The organism is Streptomyces sp. NBC_00876, from assembly GCF_045207435.1.
Classification (GTDB): Bacteria; Actinomycetota; Actinomycetes; order Streptomycetales; family Streptomycetaceae; genus Streptomyces.
Genome location: NZ_CP108800.1, coordinates 1,726,029 through 1,741,859, shown reverse-complemented (window position 1 = coordinate 1,741,859; position 15,831 = coordinate 1,726,029). Strand labels below are relative to the sequence as shown.

At 71.9% G+C, this 15,831-nt stretch carries 18 protein-coding genes; 17 read left to right on the top strand and 1 reads right to left on the bottom strand.

Annotated features, from left to right (window positions below; genetic code table 11):
- Positions 1–191: 191 nt before the first annotated feature.
- From OG782_RS07610 to OG782_RS07565, 10 genes are all read left to right on the top strand, one after another.
- Positions 192–1,310, top strand: coding sequence for a ParA family protein (locus OG782_RS07610; protein WP_406448634.1), 1,119 nt, complete (start codon positions 192–194; stop codon positions 1,308–1,310).
- Positions 1,307–1,903, top strand: a complete 597-nt coding sequence (locus tag OG782_RS07605) for a hypothetical protein (RefSeq protein WP_406458903.1) — start codon at positions 1,307–1,309, stop codon at positions 1,901–1,903. The genes OG782_RS07610 and OG782_RS07605 overlap by 4 nt, the downstream gene beginning before the upstream one ends.
- 105 nt (positions 1,904–2,008) lie before the next feature.
- Positions 2,009–3,121 carry a segregation/condensation protein A gene (locus tag OG782_RS07600; RefSeq protein WP_406448633.1) on the top strand — a complete coding sequence of 371 codons (1,113 nt, stop codon included), beginning with the start codon at positions 2,009–2,011 and terminating at the stop codon, positions 3,119–3,121.
- A complete protein-coding gene (gene scpB, locus OG782_RS07595; protein WP_406448632.1) occupies positions 3,118–3,765 on the top strand; it encodes an SMC-Scp complex subunit ScpB in 648 nt (215 codons plus the stop codon). The genes OG782_RS07600 and scpB overlap by 4 nt, the downstream gene beginning before the upstream one ends.
- Positions 3,765–4,997 carry a pseudouridine synthase gene (locus OG782_RS07590; protein ID WP_406448631.1) on the top strand — a complete coding sequence of 411 codons (1,233 nt, stop codon included), beginning with the start codon at positions 3,765–3,767 and terminating at the stop codon, positions 4,995–4,997. The genes scpB and OG782_RS07590 overlap by 1 nt, the downstream gene beginning before the upstream one ends.
- A gap of 145 nt (positions 4,998–5,142) precedes the next feature.
- A complete protein-coding gene (gene pnuC, locus OG782_RS07585; protein WP_406448630.1) occupies positions 5,143–5,796 on the top strand; it encodes a nicotinamide riboside transporter PnuC in 654 nt (217 codons plus the stop codon).
- A complete protein-coding gene (locus OG782_RS07580) occupies positions 5,793–6,872 on the top strand; it encodes an AAA family ATPase (protein ID WP_406448629.1) in 1,080 nt (359 codons plus the stop codon). The genes pnuC and OG782_RS07580 overlap by 4 nt, the downstream gene beginning before the upstream one ends.
- Entirely contained in the window at positions 6,869–7,603 is a 735-nt protein-coding gene (locus tag OG782_RS07575; protein ID WP_406448628.1) for an NUDIX hydrolase, read from the top strand. Before OG782_RS07580 ends, OG782_RS07575 begins: the two co-directional genes overlap by 4 nt.
- Positions 7,600–8,616 (top strand): ADP-ribosylglycohydrolase family protein, encoded by a 1,017-nt coding sequence (locus OG782_RS07570; RefSeq protein ID WP_406448627.1) that lies wholly within the window; start codon positions 7,600–7,602, stop codon positions 8,614–8,616. Before OG782_RS07575 ends, OG782_RS07570 begins: the two co-directional genes overlap by 4 nt.
- Positions 8,617–8,619: 3 nt before the next feature.
- Entirely contained in the window at positions 8,620–9,405 is a 786-nt protein-coding gene (locus OG782_RS07565) for a DNA polymerase beta superfamily protein (protein ID WP_406448626.1), read from the top strand.
- 20 nt (positions 9,406–9,425) lie between these two features.
- Here the strand turns inward: OG782_RS07565 and OG782_RS07560 are convergent, their stop codons facing one another.
- Entirely contained in the window at positions 9,426–10,133 is a 708-nt protein-coding gene (locus OG782_RS07560; protein ID WP_406448625.1) for a DNA polymerase beta superfamily protein, read from the bottom strand.
- A 129-nt stretch (positions 10,134–10,262) separates the two neighbouring features.
- Between OG782_RS07560 and OG782_RS07555 the strand changes: the two genes are divergently transcribed.
- From OG782_RS07555 to der, 7 genes are all read left to right on the top strand, one after another.
- Entirely contained in the window at positions 10,263–10,625 is a 363-nt protein-coding gene (locus OG782_RS07555) for a DUF1304 domain-containing protein (protein WP_406448624.1), read from the top strand.
- A 4-nt stretch (positions 10,626–10,629) separates the two neighbouring features.
- Complete coding sequence (locus OG782_RS07550) at positions 10,630–11,262, top strand: TetR/AcrR family transcriptional regulator (RefSeq protein ID WP_406448623.1); 633 nt, start codon at positions 10,630–10,632, stop codon at positions 11,260–11,262.
- A gap of 52 nt (positions 11,263–11,314) precedes the next feature.
- Positions 11,315–11,677, top strand: coding sequence for a chorismate mutase (aroH, locus tag OG782_RS07545; RefSeq protein ID WP_406448622.1), 363 nt, complete (start codon positions 11,315–11,317; stop codon positions 11,675–11,677).
- Positions 11,674–12,759: a prephenate dehydrogenase gene (locus OG782_RS07540; protein WP_406448621.1), complete on the top strand. Its 1,086-nt coding sequence runs from the start codon at positions 11,674–11,676 to the stop codon at positions 12,757–12,759. The genes aroH and OG782_RS07540 overlap by 4 nt, the downstream gene beginning before the upstream one ends.
- 137 nt (positions 12,760–12,896) lie before the next feature.
- The gene (gene cmk, locus OG782_RS07535; RefSeq protein WP_406448620.1) at positions 12,897–13,613 is read left to right on the top strand and encodes a (d)CMP kinase; all 717 of its coding nucleotides are present in this window, start codon (positions 12,897–12,899) and stop codon (positions 13,611–13,613) included.
- Complete coding sequence (locus OG782_RS07530; RefSeq protein WP_406448619.1) at positions 13,610–14,272, top strand: lysophospholipid acyltransferase family protein; 663 nt, start codon at positions 13,610–13,612, stop codon at positions 14,270–14,272. Before cmk ends, OG782_RS07530 begins: the two co-directional genes overlap by 4 nt.
- Positions 14,273–14,336: 64 nt before the next feature.
- Positions 14,337–15,806 (top strand): ribosome biogenesis GTPase Der, encoded by a 1,470-nt coding sequence (gene der / locus OG782_RS07525; RefSeq protein WP_406448618.1) that lies wholly within the window; start codon positions 14,337–14,339, stop codon positions 15,804–15,806.
- Positions 15,807–15,831 lie beyond the last annotated feature (25 nt).

Genomic DNA, 15,831 nt, shown 5'->3' with positions numbered 1-15,831 from the left:
GGTGTTCGATTGCCGACACATCGTGCCGGGTCCGGCGGATTGTGTTGCTGCGAACCGGTGACACGCCATAGAGTCGCCAATCGTCGGCATGGTGCCACGCTGACCTATCGATAAGTTTCCTGGTCACGTCCAAGGAGGTAAGACGACTTGTGAATGAGTCGACATTTACTCCCGGGGGTGTTCACTCAGGGATGCCTGCACGGGGCCAGAGCCCGAACGGGCTGGAGGCTGTCGGCTCCGTCGCTGTCCGCACCTTCGCCACCCACCAGCACATGACGACAGCCCCCCAGATGATGGACGGCCTACACGTGAACGCCATGGCCGGCAACGAGAGTGGCCGGGACACCGCCCGCCTCGCCGACTTCGACGAAGCGCCCAAGGGGCACTTCTACGACCCCGACGCCGAGTACGAGCCCGATCCGGAGTACGCGGCCACCCTCGCGCCCGACGCCGCCCGGCAGCGCCGCGAGCGGATCGGCCCCACGGGCCGGCCCCTGCCCTACTTCCCGATCCCGGGCCCGCTGACCGATCACGGGCCCGCGAAGATCATCGCGATGTGCAACCAGAAGGGCGGCGTGGGCAAGACCACGTCGACCATCAACCTGGGCGCGGCACTCGCGGAGTACGGACGACGCGTCCTGCTCGTCGACTTCGACCCGCAGGGCGCCCTCTCGGTCGGTCTCGGCGTCAATCCGATGGAGCTCGACCTCACCGTCTACAACCTGCTCATGGAGCGGGGCATGGTGGCCGACGAGGTCCTCCTGAAGACCGCCGTGCCCAACATGGACCTGCTGCCGAGCAACATCGACCTGTCGGCCGCCGAGGTCCAGCTGGTCAGCGAGGTGGCCCGGGAGTCCACGCTGCAGCGCGCCCTGAAGCCGCTGATGGCCGACTACGACTACATCGTGATCGACTGTCAGCCCTCGCTGGGCCTGCTCACCGTGAACGCGCTGACCGCCGCGCACAAGGTGATAGTGCCGCTCGAGTGCGAATTCTTCGCGCTGCGCGGTGTGGCGTTGCTCACCGAGACCATCGAGAAGGTCCAGGAGCGGCTCAACCCGGAACTGGAGCTCGACGGCATCCTCGCCACCATGTACGACTCCCGTACGGTGCACAGCCGCGAGGTCCTGGCGCGGGTCGTCGAGGCCTTCGACGATCACGTCTACCACACGGTCATCGGGCGCACGGTCCGCTTCCCGGAGACCACGGTCGCCGGTGAGCCCATCACCACCTACGCCTCCAACTCCGTCGGTGCCGCCGCCTATCGCCAGCTCGCCAGGGAGGTGCTCGCCCGGTGTCACGCCGAGTGAGTCTGCCCGGGGCCGACGAACTGTTCCGTACCACCGGGGGGATGGGGCTGCAGTCCTCGTCCCCCGCGGAGCGGCGGCGCAAGGCGAACGGCGAGGCCCGGGTGCCGGCTCCGGCCGGCGAGAACGAATCCGGGACCGACACGGCGGGGGAGGGCTCCGACGCCCCCGCCGGCGCGGCCCGGCCCTCGCCCCAGGAGCACTCCGCGGCGGACGCCGACGCGGGCGACTCGCGCAGCCGCGGCGGTGAGAACGACCGGGTGGCGGTGGCCGCACAGGCCGGACGCCGCCCGCAGCCGCCCTCCTCGCAGGAACCCGTTCCCGCCCCCGTCGTGCAGCAGCAGCGCCGGCGCGGTGGGGGACGCGGGGCGAACCGTCGGCCCAGCGGCCGCGAGCGCCACGACGAGAAGATCACGGTCTACGTCTCCGCCGAGGAGCTGATGGACCTCGAACACGCACGCCTCGTGCTGCGCGGTGAGCACGGCCTGGCCGTCGACCGCGGCCGGATCGTCCGCGAGGCGGTCGCCGTGGTCCTCGCGGACCTGGAGTCGCGGGGCGACGCGAGCATCCTCGTACGGCGGCTGCGCGGCCGCTGACCGGCGCGGCGCCGGTAGCCTGCCCGGGAGGGCCGCCGTCCTGCGAGCGGTCCGGCCCCTTCCCGTACGGGCCGCCGCCCGTGTCCCGCCGCACCCTGGATCTCCATGCCGACACCCGACGAGCCCGCCCGCACCTCCCGCCGCCCGCTGGGCCGCGGGCCGGGGGGCGGGCCTGCGCCCGGGGACGGCCGCGGCGCGGAGGCGGAGGGCGATGCGCCGGTCCCTGACCTTGCCGCCGGTACCGGGGCCGAGCCGCCGCGTGCCCCGGATCTGCCGGACGGGCCGGATCTCCCGGACCACCCGGATCTCCCGGACCACCCGGATCTGCCCGACGTCCCGGATCTGCCGGACGACCTTCGCCCCCCGGATGCCCCGGCCCCCGTGGCGGATGTTCCGGCCGCCGGGTCCGACGACGGGCGTTTCACCGTTCGGCTGGCGAACTTCGAGGGGCCGTTCGATCTGCTGCTCCAGCTCATCTCCAAGCACAAGCTGGATGTGACCGAGGTCGCCCTGTCCAAGGTCACCGATGAGTTCATGTCCCATATCCGGGCCATGGGGCCGGACTGGGACCTGGACCAGACCACCGAGTTCCTCGTCGTCGCGGCGACCCTCCTCGACCTCAAGGCCGCCAGGCTGCTGCCCGCCGCCGAGGTGGAGGACGAGGGGGACCTGGCGCTGCTGGAGGCCAGGGACCTGCTCTTCGCGCGGCTGCTCCAGTACCGCGCGTACAAACGCATCGCCGAGATCTTCAGCGCCCGTCTCGAGTCGGAGGGCCGGCGCTTCCCCCGTACCGTCGGGCTGGAGCCGCACCACGCCGAGCTGCTGCCGGACGTGGTCATCAGCATCGGGGCCGAGGGCTTCGCCAAGCTGGCCGTGAAGGCGATGCAGCCGAGGCCCAGGCCGCAGGTCTACATCGATCACATCCATGCCCCGCTGGTCAGCGTGCGCGAGCAGGCCGGGATCGTGGTGGCGCGGGTGCGCGCGGTGGGGGAGCTCAGCTTCCGGGAACTGACCGAGGACGCCCCGGACACCCTGACCGTCGTCGCCCGGTTCCTCGCCCTGCTGGAGCTCTACCGCGAGAAGGCCGTCGCCCTGGACCAGGACGAGGCGCTCGGCGAGCTCATGGTGCGCTGGGCCGGGGAAGAGGGCGCCGTGCCCACCGTGACGGACGAGTTCGACCAGGAGGCGCAGGACGTGCAGCAGGATGTGAAGACATGAGCGAGCAGGACGTCACCGGTTCCGCGGTCGCGGACCTCGATCTCAAGCCCGCTCTCGAGGCCGTCCTCATGGTTGTCGACGAGCCCGCCACCGAGGAACACCTGGCCAAGGTGGTGCAGCGGCCCCGGCGGGCCGTCGCGGACGCGCTCCGGGAGCTGGCCGACGAGTACACCGTGCAGCGTCGCGGTTTCGATCTCCGGCTGGTGGCCGGCGGCTGGCGCTTCTACACCCGTCCGGAGTACGCGGCGGCGGTCGAGGGCTTCGTCCTGGACGGCCAGCACGCCCGTCTGACCCAGGCGGCACTGGAGACCCTCGCGGTCGTCGCGTACCGCCAGCCGGTGAGCCGGTCGAGGGTCTCCGCGGTGCGCGGCGTGAACTGTGACGGGGTCATGAGGACCCTGCTCCAGAGGGGGCTGGTCGGGGAAGCGGGCGCGGAACCCGAAACAGGTGCGATCCTGTACAGGACGACGAACTACTTTCTGGAGCGGATGGGCCTGCGTGGCCTGGATGAGCTCCCGGAGCTCGCGCCCTTCCTCCCCGAGGCGGACGCGATCGAGGCTGAGACGCTAGAGGGTGTGCCGTCGTTCGATCCGGACGCACCGGACACCCCGGATACTCACGCAGACGACAAGACGGATTTTTGATGCGAAGCAGTGGCAGGAACAGCGGAAGCGGCAGCGGCGGCAGCAGCGGCGGCCGGAGCGGCGGCGCGGGCGGCGGCCGGAGCAGTGGCGGCAGGGGCGCAAGCGCCGGCGGCCGTGGCGCCGGCGGCAGCGGCCGGAGCGGCGCCAGGAACAACACCGGCACCGGCAGGAACAGCAACCCGAACCCGCGGGTCTCCAGCTCCGAGCGGGACGACAAGCAGGAGCAGCGTGCCCGCCGGCCCCGGCCCGAGGAGCGCCGCTACGACGTGGGCAACGACAAGCCCGGCGGCGACGGCGGCACCCGCAAGGGCCGCGGCGCGGCGGCCCGCGGCGGTGCCAAGGGCGGCCCGAAGGCGGCGTCGTCCGGTTCCAAGGGCGGCGGCCGGCGTGCCCCGTACGGCGCCCCCGCGCGTCCGAGGGAGCTCGACGCCAAGATCGAGCAGCGCAACCGCGACAGGTACGCGGACAAGCCCGAGATCAAGACGCCCAGGACGCACCCCGGTGCGGAGCAGGAGGGCGAGCGGCTGCAGAAGATCCTCGCCCGTGCCGGCATGGGCTCGCGCCGTGCGTGCGAGGAGCTGATCGAGCAGTCGCGCGTCGAGGTGAACGGCCAGATCGTCGTCGAGCAGGGCATGCGCATCGATGTCCACAAGGACGAGATCAAGGTCGACGGGCTGACCGTCGCCACCCAGTCCTACCTCTTCTTCGCGCTGAACAAGCCGGCCGGTGTCGTCTCCTCCATGGAGGACCCGGACGGCCGCCAGTGCCTCGGTGACTACGTCACCAACCGTGAGACGCGTCTCTTCCACGTCGGCCGGCTCGACACCGAGACCGAGGGCATCATCATGCTCACCAACCACGGTGAGCTGGCCCACCGTCTCACCCACCCCAAGTACGGCGTGAAGAAGACCTACCTGGCCGCCATCCAGGGCCCGCTCCCGCGCGACCTGGGCAAGCGGCTCAAGGACGGCATCCAGCTGGAGGACGGGTACGCCCGCGCCGACCACTTCCGTGTCGTCGAGAACACCGGCAAGAACTACCTCGTCGAGGTGACCCTCCACGAGGGCCGCAAGCACATCGTGCGCCGGATGCTGGCCGAGGCCGGCTTCCCCGTCGACCGGCTCGTACGGACCGGCTTCGGGCCGATCCCGCTGGGCGACCAGAAGTCGGGCTGGCTGCGCCGGCTCACCAACACCGAAGTGGGCATGCTGATGCGCGAGGTCGGTCTGTAGACCGCACGCACCCACCGCTCACGGCCCGCGGCCGGTTCCCCGCTCCCGAATCCGGATCTCCGGATTCCCGGAAGGGAACCGGCCGCGGGCCTTTCGCTGCCCTCACGCACCCTTTATAGTCAGAGTGACTATTAAGGAGGCGGGCGTGAGTCTCGCGGACATCCTCGATCCCCTGCAGCAACCCCTGGTGACGGTGCTCGACACCCCGGTCAGCTGGACCGAGGTGCTGGGCTTCGGCAGCGGGGCGCTGTGCGTCTGGCTCGTGGCCCGCCAGCACCTCGGCAACTGGCCGATCGGCATCGCCAACAACCTCTTCTTCATCCTGCTGTTCACCCAGTCCGGGCTGTACGCCGACGCCGGTCTCCAGATCGTCTTCATCGCCCTTGCCGCGTACGGCTGGTGGACCTGGACCCACGGGGGTGGGCCAGGGACGGACGGCCTGCCGGTGCGGCACACCAGCCGCACCGAGTGGACCGGGCTGCTCGTGGCAGGGGTGGTGGGGACCCTCGCGCTGACCGTGCTGCTCGACCGGGCGACCGATTCGACGGTGCCCTTCCTCGACGCCCTGACGACCGCGCTGTCACTGGCGGCGACGTACGGGCAGTGCAGAAAGCTCGTCGAGTCGTGGTGGCTGTGGATCGCCGCCGACGTGGTGTACATCCCGCTGTACGCGTACAAGGAGCTCTACCTGACCTCGCTGCTGTACGCCGGTTTCCTGACGCTGTGCCTGATCGGCCTGCGCAACTGGAGACGCGGTCTCGCCGCCCCGCACCCCGAAGCCGTGGAGGCCGTGGCGTGAAGCGCTTCGCACACGGGCTGGTCCTCGGCAAGTTCTATCCGCCGCACGCCGGTCACCACCACCTCGTCCGCACCGCCCGCGACCGCTGCGAGCGGCTGACCGTGCTGGTCTGCGCCGCCTCGGTGGAGTCCGTCCCACTGGCTGAGAGGGTCGCCTGGATGCGGGAGGCGCACCCCGACGTGACGGTGGTGGGCGCCATGGACGACACCCGGATGGATCTCCACGACCCGGCGGTCTGGGACGCCCACATGGCCGTCTTCACCGGGGCGGTGCCCGAGCCCGTGGACGCCGTCTTCACCTCGGAGTCGTACGGGGACGAACTCGCCCGCCGCTTCGGCGCCGAGTCCGTCTGCGTCGACCCCGGCCGCACGGCCTTCCCGGTCTCCGGTACGGCTGTCCGCGCGGATCCGGCCGGCTGCTGGGAGTTCCTCGAACCGCCCGTGCGTGCGGCGCTCGCCCGCCGCGTCGTCGTCCTGGGCGCCGAGTCCACCGGCACCACCACCATGGCCCGCGCCCTCGCCGGCCACTACCGGCGCCGCGGCGGAGTCTGGGCGCACACCGGCTACGTCGCCGAGTACGGGCGCGAGTTCAGCGAACAGAAGCTGGCCGGGCTGCGCGCCCGGTGGCCCCGGGCCCAGTGGGAGGACGTCGCCTTCACCACCGACGACTTCCCCGTCATCGCCGAGGTCCAGAACGCCCGGGAGGAGGAGGCGGCCCGTGCCGGGTCCCCGGTGCTCATCTGCGACACCGACTCCTTCGCCACGACCGTGTGGCACGAACGGTACGTCGGCGGCCGCAACCCGCTCGTCGAGCGGACGGCCGACCGGGTCACCCACCACCTGTGGCTGCTCACCGATCACGAGGGCGTCGACTTCGAGGACGACGGGCTGCGCGACGGCGAGGAGCTGCGTCCCTGGATGACCGACCGTTTCCGGGCCGAACTCTCCCGCACCGGACGGACGTTCATCGAGCTGACCGGCAGCCACGAGGACCGGCTGGCCAAGGCCGTCGAGGCGGTCGACGCCCTGCTCGCCGAGGGCTGGGACTTCGCCGCACCCCTTCCGGAACGGCGATGAGCGCCGCGGCCCCCGAGGGCTACGACCCGTCCGCCTTCGAACCCTTCGCGGTCACCGTCGACCTGGCCGTCTTCACGGTCCGCGACACCCGGCTGCACGTCCTGCTCGTCGAACGGGGCGAGGACCCGTACCGGGGTCACTGGGCCCTGCCCGGCGGCTTCGTGCTGCCCCGCGAGTCCGCCGGCGCCGCCGCCCGCCGCGAGCTGGCCGAGGAGACCGGGCTGACCGAGGAGACCGTCCCGGGCCTCCACCTGGAGCAGCTGCGCACCTACAGCGACCCGGACCGCGACCCCCGGATGCGCGTCGTCTCCGTCGCCTACGCCGCGCTCGTCCCCGATCTGCCCGAACCGCGCGGCGGCGGCGACGCGGCCGGTGCCCGGTGGTGGGACACCGGCGGGCTCGGCGCGCTCGCCTTCGACCACGACCGCATCGTGGGCGACGCCCGGGACCGGATCGGCGCCAAGCTCGAGTACACCTGCCTGGCCACCTCGTTCTGCCCGCCCGCATTCACCCTGGGCGAACTCCAGCAGGTCTACGAGACGGTCTGGGGCGTCGAGCTGGACCGGCCCAACTTCCGGCGCAAGGTCCTCGCCACACCCGGCTTCGTCCGGGCCGCGGAGGGGGCGCCGCGCCGAACCGGCGGACGCGGGAAACCGGCCGCCCTCTACACGGCGGGCGACGCCACCGCCCTGCACCCTGCGCTGCTGAGACCCGAAGGACGGAACACATGACCACGACCCGCACCCAGAGGGCGGCCACCGGGGCGCTGACCGGGCTCGCGCTCGGCGACGCGCTGGGTTTCCCGACGGAGTTCAACGACGTGCCGTCGATCCTCGCCAAGTGCGGGCCCTGGCGGCGGATGGAGCTGCCGAAGCCGGCCTTCGTCACCGACGACACCCAGATGACACTGGCCCTGGGCCGGGGCATCCGCACCGCCATGGACCGCGGATTGCTGACCCCCGAGCGGCTGGTGGACCCGGTGCGCGCCGAGTTCGTCGCCTGGTACCACTCGCCCGACAACAACCGCGCCCCCGGCCGGACCTGCCTGGAAGCCTGTGAACTGCTCGACGGCGACCGTCTCTGGCAGGAGGCGAGCCGGACCGGCTCCAAGGGCTGCGGCGCCAATATGCGCGTCGCACCCGTCGGGCTGGTCCCCGGCCTGAGCGAGGAGCAGCGCGCCGGCGCCGCCCAGCTCCAGGCCGCCCTCACCCACGGCCATCCGACGGCCCTGGCTGCCTCCGACCTGATGGCCCACGCGGTGTTCCTGCTCGCCCACGGCGCCGAACCGCTGGGTCTGATAGGCCAGTTGCGCTCCTATGCGTACGAGAACCGCGCTCGCTATCTCACCCGGTGGCTCGGCGACCTGTGGCGTTACACGCACGACGCCTCGCCCGAGGCATTCATCAGCCGGGGCTGGGACGAGTGCCTGGCCGCGCTGACGGCCGTACGGGACGCCCTGCGTGACCCGTCGCCGGAGACCGACCCGTGCGAGCGGACCGGCGACGGCTGGATCGCCGAGGACGCCCTCGCCACGGCCCTGCACTGCTTCCTGCTCTTCCCCGACGAACCCGTCACGGCCCTGCGCCGCGCAGCCTGCACCCGGGGCGACTCGGACTCGATAGCCTGCCTGACCGGCGCACTGGCCGGGGCGCATCTGGGGGCCGCGGCCTGGCCCAAGGAGTGGTCGGAACGGATCGAGTACCGGAGCGACCTGCTGTCGCTGGGCGCGCTCTGGGACGCTTGACCCATGCCCACGGACACCACGCACCTCCAGGACGCCGGTCTGCCGGTCACCGACCTCGGCCCGGCCCTCGCGGCGGAACGCCACCCGCTGCTGTTCGCCACGGTCTCCGGGGCGCATCTGTACGGGTTCCCGTCCCGGGACTCCGACGTGGACCTGCGGGGTGTCCATCTCCTGCCCGCCGAGGACCTCGTAGGGCTCCGCGAGCCGGAGGAGACCTGCTCGCGGATGTGGGACAGCGACGGGGTGGAGATGGACCTGGTCACCCATGACCTCCGCAAGTTCGTCCGGCTGATGCTGAAGCCGAACGGCTATGTGCTGGAACAGCTGTTGTCGCCGCTGGTCGTCCACACGAGCGCCCTGCACGCGGAACTCGTGGCTCTCGCGCCGGACGTCCTCACCCGCAACCACGCCCACCACTACCGGGGCTTCGCCGGCACCCAGTGGCGGCTCTTCGGGCGGACCGGCGAGCTGAAGCCGCTGCTCTACACCTTCCGGGCGCTGCTCACCGGCATCCATCTGATGCGCAGCGGCGAGGTGCTGGCCCATCTGCCGTCGCTGCTCACCCGGGTGCCGGCGCCGTCCTACCTGCCCGGTCTGATCACGGCCAAGGCCGAGGCCGAGCACCGCGGTGCGGACGGCGTGGACGGGGCGGTGGCGGCGGCGGACGTCGAGTCGCTGCACCGGGTGCTCGACGAGGCCCAGGCGCAATCGGGACTCCCGGACCGTGCGGGCGGGTTCGACGCGCTCCACGATCTCGTGGTCCGGGCCCGCCTGGGGCCTCTCGTTTGACCCTGACGGCTGTCCCGGGCTCAGCCGGCTGAACCGCCGCCTGTCGCCGAAGCCCGGCGGGTGCGGATCAGGAAGTCCTCGATCCGCGCCCGGTCCGGCTCCGCCGGGAGCGGGGAGCCGGTGGCCGCCGCGTCGTTCTCCGCGGCCAGCCGGGACATCCACTGCTCCACCTCGGGCCAGCCCACCTCGCCCCGCTTGACCGCCAGCAGCGCCTCGCGGTCCGCTCCCACGTCGATGGTGAGCTCTCCCGTACGCAGCAGATCCCGGCTGCTCGCCAGCAGCCGCAGCAGATGCATCGCGTGCTTCCAGCGCGGTGCCCCGTGCTGCCGCACGTCGGCCTCCAGCTTCCGGCGCTGCCCCAGCGCGTACCGGGCGAAGGTCTCGTGGGCCTGCCGCGACAGGAACGCCCCGCGCAGCGAGAGGAGTTCGCGGCCGGTCGCGTCGATCCGCTCCACCAGGGGCGAGTGCAGGCACTCCAGCACATTGGGGTTGGCCCGCAGCGCCAGCTCGCAGAACCGCTCCAGTTCCCAGGAGAACTGTTCGTCGGCCGGCCCCTCGACATGCGTCGGAGGCTTGTCGAACCGCCAGAACAGGGGGGTCGGGGCGAGGAAGACCCCGCGCCGGTCGGTGTCGCTGCCGTCGGTCGCGAGCCCGAACGCGCGCGAGCCCATCACGCACGAGTAGACCGTGTGATCGCGTACCAGAGCCTTGTCGGCGGGGGTGATCATGCGGGGAGGGTACGCGAGGGCCGGGGCGCCGGCCCGAGTGGCAGGGGCTCCGGTTCCGGCCGACACGGTCGGCGACTTCTTGTACAGTTGTCCAGGAAGTCGATACGGAAAGCCATGAGGTCGTTCACCATGCAGACCGCAGCCCAGGTGCTCGTCGCGCTCGTCGCACTGATCCACGCCTATTTCCTGGTCCTCGAAATGTTCCTCTGGGACACCCCGCGCGGCCGCAAGGTGTTCGCCACCACGCCGGAGTTCTCCCGCGAGAGCGCCCCGCTCGCCGCGAACCAGGGGCTCTACAACGGGTTCATGGCGGCGGGGCTCGTCTGGAGCCTGATCGCCGGTGACCCCGTGGCCCACCAGGCGCAGATCTTCTTCCTCTGCTGCCTCGTCGTGGCGGGCGTGTACGGCGCCGCCACCGTCAACCGCAAGATCCTCTTCGTGCAGGCCGTCCCCTCCGCCGCGGCCCTCGGGCTCGTCCTGGCGGCGGGCTGAGACGGTGGCGCCCCAGGCAGCCGCGGACAGCGGCGACCCGCGTACGGCCAGAACCCGCGGCAAGCTCCGCGCGGCGCTCCTGGCGGCCTGCGGGGAACAGCCGCTCGACCGGGTCAGCGTGTCCGAGATCGTCCGCCGCGCCGGGGTCGGCCGGGCCACGTTCTATGTGCACTACGAAGATCTGCGCGCCCTCGCCGTGGACGCCTGCGCCGAGATCGTCCGGCAGGCCGTCGACGCCCTGCACGCCTGGGACGAGGCGCCCCCGGGGCCGGACGCGCCCCCCGGCGAGCTCGCCGGTCTGCTGGGCGCCGTCCGGGACCGGGCCGAGGTCTACCGGAGCCTGCTGAACACCGGCGGCGGGGGGCCGCTCGGCGAGCTGCTGCATGAGGAGCTCCGGGCGCGCAGCGTCGCCGAGCTCCGGCTCCGGCGCCCGTCGGGCACCGGCCAGGACGTGATCGCAGGCGCCGTCGCAGGGCTGTTCACCGGCGTTCTCGCCGACTGGGTGCACGAGCGGATCGACGCCACCCCCGCGCAGCTCGCCGGCAGCGTCTGGCGGATGCTGATCGCGGTGCACTCCACCGCCGCGTCTCACGGACAGGGCGCCCAGGCAGGGGACCGGGCCACCCCTCTACGCTGAAACAGCTGAAACACAAGCGCACGAAACGGTACGGACAAGCAAGGAGCACGACGTGGCGGTACGAGCGGTCCGCGGAGCTGTCCAGCTGGAGCGGGACGAGGCCGGACACATGGACGAGCAGGTCAGCGCCCTGCTCACCGCCGTCCTGGAACGAAACAGCCTCGTCGCGGACGATTTGATCAGCATCTGGTTCACGGCCACCCCCGATCTGCACAGCGATTTCCCGGCCGCCGCCGCGCGCGGCATCGGGATCGTCGACGTCCCGCTGATCTGCGCCCAGGAACTGGACATCGAAGGGGCCATGCCCCGCGTGGTCCGGATCATGGCCCATGTCGAGACGTATCTCGCCAAGTCCGAGATCGCCCACGTCTACCTCGGCGCCACCGCCGCTCTCCGCAAGGACATCGCCCAGTGAGAACCGCCATGGTCATCGGAACCGGCCTCGTCGGCACCTCCGCCGCCCTCGCCCTCGCCGGTCGCGGCATCAAGGTCCACCTCGTCGACGACGACCCGGATTCGGCCCGTACGGCCGCCGCGCTCGGCGCCGGTACGGACGAGGCGCCCGAGGGCCGCGTCGACCTGGCGATCGTCGCCGTACCGCCGGCCCACACCGCGTCCGTGCTCGCCACCGCCATGCGCGCCGGCGTCGCCCGCGGCTACCTCGACGTCGCGAGCGTCAAGGGCGGCCCGCGCCGCGAGCTGGAGTCGCTCGGCGCCGACCTCACGCCGTACATCGGCACGCACCCCATGGCCGGCAAGGAGCGCTCGGGCCCGCTCGCCGCCACCGAGGACCTCTTCGAGGGCCGCCCCTGGGTCCTCACCCCGACCCGCGACACCGACACCGAGGTGCTCAACCTCGCGCTCGAGCTCGTCGCGCTCTGCCGCGCCGTGCCGGTCGTCATGGACGCCGACGCCCACGACCGGGCGGTCGCCCTCGTCTCCCACACCCCGCAGCTCATCTCGTCGATGGTCGCCGCCCGTCTGGAGGAGGCCGACGAGACGGCGGTACGCCTGTGCGGCCAGGGCATCAGGGACGTCACCAGGATCGCGGCCTCCGACCCGCGGATGTGGGTGGAGATCCTGTCCGCCAACCCCGGACCCGTCGCAGACGTCCTCGCCGGGGTCGCCGCCGATCTGGAGGAGACCGTACGAGCGCTGCGCGGGCTCCAGTCCACCGACGAGGACAAGCGGCGCGAGGGCACCGAAGGCATCCAGGACGTCCTGCGCCGCGGCAACGCGGGCCGGGTCAGGGTGCCGGGGAAGCACGGGGCGGCCCCCGCCTCGTACGAGGTCGTCGCCGTCCTCATCAGCGACCGCCCCGGCGAACTGGCCAGGATCTTCGCGGACGCCGGCCGGGCCGGGGTCAACGTCGAGGACGTACGGATCGAGCACGCCACCGGCCAGCAGGCCGGCCACGTCCAGCTCATGGTCGAACCGAGCGCCGCCCCCGCACTCGGCGCCGCCCTGCGCGAGCGCGGCTGGTCGATCCGGCAGTAGGGACCCGCGCCAGGCCCTTGGGACACCGGGCCGGGAGGCACTTGTCCACAGGGGTGGTCGGACCCGTCCCGGCACTCGGTAACCTTGTGCGGGGCGGGTTCACGCGTCCCGTCCCGCCCGCCCCGTGTACCAGGAAGGTGTCCACCACCGTGGAAACCGTAAGCGCCGCCGCCCGGACCGCCCCGGCCGCAGTGATCGTCGCCATCGACGGACCCTCCGGAACCGGCAAGTCCAGCACCTCCAAGGCCGTCGCCGCCCAGCTCGGCCTGAGCTACCTGGACACCGGCGCCCAGTACCGGGCGATCACCTGGTGGATGCTGAACAACGGCATCGACGTGCACGACGCGGCGGAGGTGGCGACCGCGGCCGCCAAGCCGGTCATCGTCTCCGGCACCGACCCCACCGGCCCGACGATCACCGTCGACGGCGAGGACGCCGCCGGCCCGATCCGTACCCAGGAGGTCACCTCCAAGGTCAGCGCCGTCAGCGCGGTCCCCGAGGTGCGCACCCGGATCACCGAGCTGCAGCGCGCCATCGCCGCGGGCGCGGAGAAGGGCATCGTGGTCGAGGGCCGCGACATCGGCACCACCGTGCTGCCCGACGCCGACATAAAGATCTTCCTGACCGCGTCGCCCGAGGCGCGCGCCGCCCGCCGCAGCGGCGAGGTCAAGGGCTCCGATCTCGCCGCCACCAAGGAGGCGCTGATCAAGCGGGACGCCGCGGACTCCGGCCGCAAGACCTCACCGCTCGCCAAGGCGGACGACGCGGTCGAGGTGGACACCACCGAGCTGACCCTCCAGCAGGTCATCGAGTGCGTCGTCACCCTCGTCGGGGAGAAGCAGGCCGCCAAGTGACACCGGCCACGGGGGCGCCCACGCTGCGCGGAGCAGCGGTCGGACGCGGCATCGGGATCGGGCTGATGTACGGGCTCTTCAGACCCCGGGTACTCGGCGCGTGGCGGGTACCCGCCTCCGGACCCGTCATACTCGCGGTGAACCACTCTCACAACATCGACGGGCCGATGCTGATGGGCACCGCGCCCCGGCCCGTCCACTTCCTGATCAAGAAAGAGGCGTTCGTCGGCCCGCTGGACCCGTTCCTGCGCGGAATCGGTCAGCTGAAGGTGGACCGTACGACCGCCGACCGCACCGCCATCACCCACGCCCTCGGCGTGCTGGGGGACGGCGGGGTGCTCGGGATCTTCCCCGAGGGCACCAGGGGCGAAGGAGACTTCGCCTCGCTGCGCGCCGGGCTCGCGTATTTCGCGGTACGCAGCGGGGCGCCGATCGTGCCCGTGGCCGTACTGGGAAGCACCGAGCGCCGCGGACGGTTGATATCGGCACTGCCTCCGCTGCGCAGCCGCGTCGACGTCGTCTTCGGCGAGGCCTTCGAGGCGGGCGACGGGAGCGGCCGTCGGACGCGTAAGGCGCTCGACGAGGCGACGGTGCGGATCCAGGGGCGGCTGACCGGCCACCTGGAGCAGGCCAGGCGCCTCACCGGGCGCCCTGAGTAAGACTTGAGTAGTGGACCGCGTGCTGCGTGGTCCATCGATGATGATGCAAAGAGGAACGGACTTCATGAACGACCAGATTCACTCCGGCGGCTCGGACCACGAGCACGGAGCGCTTGGCGATGCCGAGTACGCGGAGTTCATGGAGCTCGCCGCGCAGGAGGGGTTCGACCCCGAGGACGTCGAGGGTGCGATCGGCGAGGCCGGTCACGGCCCGCTGCCGATCCTCGCCGTCGTCGGCCGCCCCAACGTCGGCAAGTCGACGCTGGTGAACCGGATCATCGGCCGTCGTGAGGCGGTCGTCCAGGACAAGCCGGGCGTCACCCGTGACCGTGTCAGCTACGAGGCCGAGTGGGCGGGCCGCCGCTTCAAGGTCGTCGACACCGGCGGCTGGGAGCAGGACGTGCTCGGGCTGGACGCCTCCGTCGCGGCCCAGGCCGAGTACGCGATCGAGACGGCCGACGCCGTCGTCTTCGTGGTCGACTCCACCGTCGGCGCCACCGACACCGACGAGGCCGTCGTCAAGCTGCTGCGCCGGGCGGGCAAGCCCGTCGTGCTCTGCGCCAACAAGGTCGACGGTCAGAGCGGCGAGGCGGACGCCACCGCGCTCTGGTCGCTCGGCCTCGGCCAGCCGCACCCGGTCTCCTCGCTGCACGGCCGCGGCACGGGCGACATGCTGGACGCGGTGCTGGAGGCTCTTCCCGAGGCCCCGGCCCAGTTGTTCGGCACCGCGCTCGGCGGCCCGCGCCGCATCGCGCTGATCGGCCGCCCCAACGTCGGCAAGTCCTCGCTGCTGAACAAGGTGGCCAACGAGGACCGCGTCGTCGTCAACGAGCTGGCCGGTACCACCCGTGACCCCGTCGACGAGCTGATCCAGCTCGGCGGCATCACCTGGAAGTTCATCGACACGGCCGGTATCCGCCGCCGCGTCCACCTCCAGGAGGGCGCGGACTACTACGCCTCGCTGCGTACCGCGGCCGCGGTGGAGAAGGCCGAGGTCGCCGTGATCCTGATCGACTCCAGCGAGTCGATCAGCGTCCAGGACCAGCGCATCGTCACCATGGCCGTCGAGGCCGGGCGCGCGATCGTGCTCGCCTTCAACAAGTGGGACACCCTCGACGAGGAGCGCCGCTACTACCTGGAGCGCGAGATCGAGACGGAGCTCGCGCAGATCGCCTGGGCCCCGCGGGTCAATGTCTCGGCCCTCACCGGCCGTCACATGGAGAAGCTGGTCCCGGCGATCGAGACGGCGCTGGAGGGCTGGGAGACCCGTGTTCCGACGGGCCGCCTCAACGCCTTCCTCGGCGAGATCGTCGCGGCCCACCCGCACCCGATCCGTGGCGGCAAGCAGCCCCGCATCCTCTTCGGCACCCAGGCGGGCACCAAGCCGCCCCGCTTCGTCCTCTTCGCCTCCGGCTTCCTGGAGCACGGCTACCGGCGCTTCGTCGAGCGCCGGCTGCGTGAGGAGTTCGGCTTCGAGGGCACGCCGATCCACATCTCGGTGCGCGTCCGCGAGAAGCGCGGCCGCAACAAGTAGCCGGCCGGCAGCACCGCCGTACGAC